The sequence below is a fragment of the Amphritea pacifica genome (genome assembly GCF_016924145.1).
Lineage (GTDB): Bacteria > Pseudomonadota > Gammaproteobacteria > Pseudomonadales > Balneatricaceae > Amphritea > Amphritea pacifica.
Map to the genome: position 1 here is coordinate 1 of NZ_JAFFZO010000196.1, position 288 is coordinate 288.

The 288-nt window shown below is 56.6% G+C and carries 1 pseudogene; it reads left to right on the plus strand.

Features of this window, described 5'->3' with window-relative positions:
* Positions 1–288, plus strand: a pseudogene (locus JW499_RS22055) (hypothetical protein); the annotation flags it as partial.

A 288-nucleotide genomic window follows, 5' to 3' on the forward strand; every position in this document is an offset into this window, starting at 1 on the left:
ATCTGGTCAGCAGCCCCAGCCATCAGGGGATTCTCAGCTATCAGCTGCATCTGGTACACCGCTATCATCGATACTTCGACAGCATCCCCCTGCACGGTTTCAGCACCAGCCAGCAACCGGAGGAGCTGGAACCGGCCCGGCCCCGCGATCCCACCACCGCCGCCTACGATGCTAAAACCAATCGACAACCCGATTACTGGTTCTCAATGGATGATGACGAGTTTGAAGAAGCGATCGCTCAACTACGTGCAGAGCAACGTTTTATGCCTAGTATGGGCCCGGAGATCG